The sequence below is a fragment of the Streptomyces sp. genome (assembly GCF_035563135.1).
GTDB lineage: Bacteria > Actinomycetota > Actinomycetes > Streptomycetales > Streptomycetaceae > Streptomyces.
The window spans coordinates 1-4187 of sequence record NZ_DATMVN010000763.1 but is presented as its reverse complement, the minus strand read 5'-3'; the positions used below and the strand labels follow the sequence as shown (position 1 = coordinate 4187).

3 protein-coding genes are annotated in these 4187 nt (G+C 73.9%); all 3 read right to left on the bottom strand.

Going from position 1 to position 4187, the window contains the following annotated elements; translation table 11 throughout:
• The coding region (locus VN520_RS34040) for a serine/threonine protein kinase (protein WP_325750808.1) at positions 1 to 1752 on the bottom strand (1752 nt) is incomplete at its 3' end.
• On the bottom strand, positions 1749 to 3101 hold the full coding sequence (locus VN520_RS34035) for a hypothetical protein (protein WP_325750807.1): 1353 nt from the start codon (positions 3099 to 3101) through the stop codon (positions 1749 to 1751). The genes VN520_RS34035 and VN520_RS34040, both read right to left, overlap by 4 nt.
• Positions 3102 to 3148: 47 nt before the next feature.
• Positions 3149 to 4187, bottom strand: a 1039-nt coding sequence (locus VN520_RS34030) for a glutamate ABC transporter substrate-binding protein (protein WP_325750806.1), incomplete at its 5' end; no start/stop codon positions are given.

Here is a 4187-nt window from a genome sequence, read left to right as displayed (position 1 = left end):
CGCCGCCCGGGGGGCAGGAATCGTCGCCAGGGGCTGCGCGTACGCCGGCGCGCCGCCTGCCGTGCCGCTTCCGGCGCCGCCCCGGACATGGGTGTCCGGGGCGTACAGCGGACCGGCGCCGGCCGGGACGGGCAGGGCGGGGACGACGGGGGTGACGGCGGGGGTGCCCGTCAGGGCCGGAGCGGGGAGGGCGGCTGCCGGGAGGGCCGCCCCGCGACGGCGTCCGAAGCGCCCCGCGCCACCGGGCGCAGCCGTCCGTACGCCGAGCCGCGACACCTCGCCGGTCAGCTCCGCGAACAACTCCGTGTCCGTCACGCGCGTCTCCACCCCGAACAGCGTCGAGAGCGCCGGGCGGGGACGCTCCGTCCGGAGGGCGACCACCTCGCGCAGGACACCCGTCAGCTGCTCCGCCATCTCCGCGGCCGAGGAGAACCGGCGGGCCGGATCCGGTTCCGTGGCCCGCACGAGCAGCCGGTAGAACGACTCGTACCTCCGGAACACGTCGATGTTGTCCGGGTCGGGCAGCGAGTCCACGAAGACGTTGGTGTACCCCTGGAAGTCGAAGGTGAGCACCGCGAGCGTCCGCGCGACGGTGTAGAGGTCGGAGGCCACGGACGGGCCGGTCCCGGCCACCTCCGGCGCCTGATAGCCGACGGTGCCGTAGACGGCCGACCGGTCGTCGTCCATCCTGCGCACCGCGCCCATGTCGATGAGCTTGAGCTGGTCCTCGGTCTGGATCGCGTTGTCGACCTTGAAGTCGCAGTACAGCAGGTTGCGGCTGTGCAGGTGCCCGAGCGCCTCCAGCGCCTCGATCCCGTACGCGCAGGCCTGTTCGACCGGCAGCGGGTCCCGCTTCCCGGCCGGTGTGCGGCGCTCGTTGGCGATCTCCTTGAGCGACTTCCCGCCGATGTACTCCATCACGATGTAGCCGTCGAGCGAACCGGTGCGCTGGTCCAGGTGTTCCACGAAGTTGTAGATGCGGACGATGTTGGAGTGCTCGATCTCCGCGAGGAAGCGCCGCTCGGAGATGGCCGCCGCCATGGCGTCCTGGTCCCCGGTGTCCAGCAGGCCCTTGAGGACCACCCAGCGGTCGGAGACCGCGCGGTCCACCGCGAGGTAGACCCAGCCGAGCCCGCCGTGCGCCAGGCAGCCCGCGACCTCGTACTGCCCGTGCACGATGTCACCGGCGCGCAGCTTGGGCACGAAGGAGTAGGGGTGGCCGCACTTGGTGCAGAACCCCTCCGTACGGCCCGGCCGGTCCCCGCGGGCCCGTCCCACCGGCGCGCCGCAGTCGGACCGCGAGCAGAACCGCTTCCGCTCGGGGACCTCGGGTTTCTCCATCACCGCGGTGTGCGGGTCGGGCCGCGGTACGTCGGGCACGAGGACGAGGCCCGCGCCCAGCCTGCCGCGCCCGGAGACGGAACCCGTGGAGACGCCCGAGGAGCGCACCGACACCGAGCGCGGCGCGGAGCCTTCGGACAAGGAGAGGGAGAGCCGCCCGGACACCGAACGCCGTGAGGTCGACGAGCGGGACGAGGAGCGCGCGGACGCCTGCGAACCGGACCGCCGGGAGGTGCTGCCGCTTCCCCTGCCCCCGGCCGCCCCGCCGCCCGCGATGCCGGTGGGCGGCGAACCCACCATGCCCGTCGGCGACACGACCGGCGCGAGGCCGCAGGTGTCGCAGTACAGTTCGCCGCCGCCCATGTCCTCGTATCCGCCCCCGCACGAGGGGCGCTGGCACTCCGTGCTCATGGTCTCTCCCCCTGTCCGTCGTGCCCGCCCGTACGGCGCGGTGCCAGCAGGTCGGTGGCGGCCTGCTGATAGCGCAGCACCGCCTGTTCGGCGACGCGCAGATCACACGGTGCGCTCCACAGCATCCGGCGGGCCGCGTCGTACCGCTCGATCAGGAACGGGTCCTCCGCCAGGCCGTGCCGGGCCACCTTCGCCCGGTAGGCGTCGAGCCTGCCGCGCAGCTCCGCACGGACCGCGAGCGGCGCCGTGACGGACGTCAGCGACTCGCGGGCGCGCAGCAGTTCGTCCTCGGCCTCCCGCTCCAGCGAGTCCAGCAGCGGCGACAGCCGGTTCCACCGGGCGTGCCTGCGGTGTTCGGACGCGGCGGCCAGCCGCTCCTGCAGCGCGGTCGGGGGGCCGCTGACGGCGGGCACCTCCGAGGCGGCGATCTTCGCCAGCACCTCACCGCGCGCGGAGCGGGCCTCCGAGAGCGTCCGGTCGGCGCGGGACAGGACGTCACGCAGCTGCGCCAGACGCTGCTCGGCGTCCTGCCGGACCGCGAGCACCGCCTCGACCTCCCGGCGTACGTCATCGAGGGCGCGGGCCGCCCGGTCGTAGCGTGCGGTGTCGGGGCGCCCGCCGCCGGGTGCCGCGCTGCCGGGGCCGGGCAGCCAGAACGCCAGCGGATCGGAGATGACCTGCGCCCGCAGCGTGGTCAGCTCCTGGGTGATCGCCTCCAGGTCGTCCCCGGCCGGATGCTCCCCGGGCCGGACACCGACGGAGTGCGCCAGCGAGCGTGTGCGGCGCAGCTCCGCGGCGAGCAGGTCTATCCGGGCGGGCAGCGCCGACCACACGGAGTCCGCGGCGACGACCATGTCCAGCGAACGGGCGTACAGGTCGTTCATCCGGGCGACCAGCTCCTCCAGCGTGAACCGCTCGGAGAGCCTGGCCGGACCGCCGGTCGAGGACCCCGGGCCGGCCGTTCCCGGGGCGACCGCTCCCGGGGCGGCGACGGTCACGCTGTCGCCGCGCAGTACGTCGGTCAGGGCGGCCAGGTCGTCCTTGCCGGGGTGGCGGCGCCCGGCCCGGATCTTCCGGGCCCTGGCCAGCGCCCCCGCGTAGGCGTCGAAGTACTCCCACAGCAGGGTGATCGACTGCTCGGCCACGGCCCAGCGTTCCCTGGTGACGCCGCTCAGGTCGGCGCCCTCCAGGAGCCGGCGGCCGGCGTGGTCCTGCAGAGCGAGGAGCGAGGTCTCGATGGCCTCGTGCTCCGCACCGAGCCGGGCCAGCGCACGGTCCGCCTCGTCCCGGTCCATGACCGGGCCGGGGGGCCTCCCCGCGAAGCCGGGGAAGGATCCCGCCACGCCCATCGATCACCTCTCCGTATCAGCCGCCGGGCCCGGGGGCCCGGACGGGTTCAGTTGCTGCGGTACTCGGGCGCCGGGGGGCCCGCGATGCCGGGCAGTCCCTCCGCCAGCCATGTGCGGTACGACTTCATCCAGGGGCTGTTCGCGCCGCCCTGGCGGTAGGCGACCAGCACGTGGTTGATCCGGGCCACCAGATCGTCGGCGCCCAGCTTCGCGGCGACCCCGTAGTACTCGGTGGTGAAGGGCCCCTCGCCCTTGAGTTCCACCGACGGGTCCTGGGCCGCCTGGCCGGCCGCCAGGGCGTTGTCCGTGACCACCGCGTCGACCTCACCGAGCTGCAGGCGCACCAGGCAGTCCAGCTGGCTGGGGACGGTCAGCCGGTCCTCGTCCAGCTCGGTGCCGTCGTGCTCGTCCTCGAAGACCGCGCCGAACGACTGCTCGGCGAGCGCGTCGTAGGCGGTCGAGCCCTCCGCCGTGCAGACCCGCCTGCCCTTCAGCGACTCGTCGTACCCGCTGATGGCCGACCCCTTCGGGGCCAGGACCTGCTGACCGGCCTGGAAGTAGGCCGTGGAGAAGGACACCTGGGCGGCGCGCTTGCAGTTGATCGTCATCGTGCGCACGACCACGTCCACCTTGTCGTGCTCCAGCGCCGCGATGCGCTGGTTGGTGGGGATGGCGCGGAAGACCACCGCGTCGGGGTCGCCGAGGAGGTCCTTCGCGATGGCCCGCACCAGATCGATGTCGAAGCCTTCGAGCGTGCCGCCGGCCTCCGGATTCCGGTGCGGATTGCGGTAGCCCCACCGGAAGCTGTTCTGGTCGACCCCGGCGATCAGCTTCCCCCGCTCCCTGATCTTCCGGATGTTCGGGCCGTCCTCGTCCGACGCCGGCACGCTCGCCTCAGGGTCCTTGCACTCCTCGGCTTCCACGGGCAGCGCGGAGGTGGCCCCGTGGCCCGCGCTCCGCCCGCCGAACGTCCCGTCACCGTGCGCCAGCGGCAGCAGGGTGAGCGAGGCCGTGACGGCGCAGGCCACCGCCATGCCCGTCACACCGCCCCAACCGCGCAGCCCGCCGCGCGCGGCCCGGCCTTCA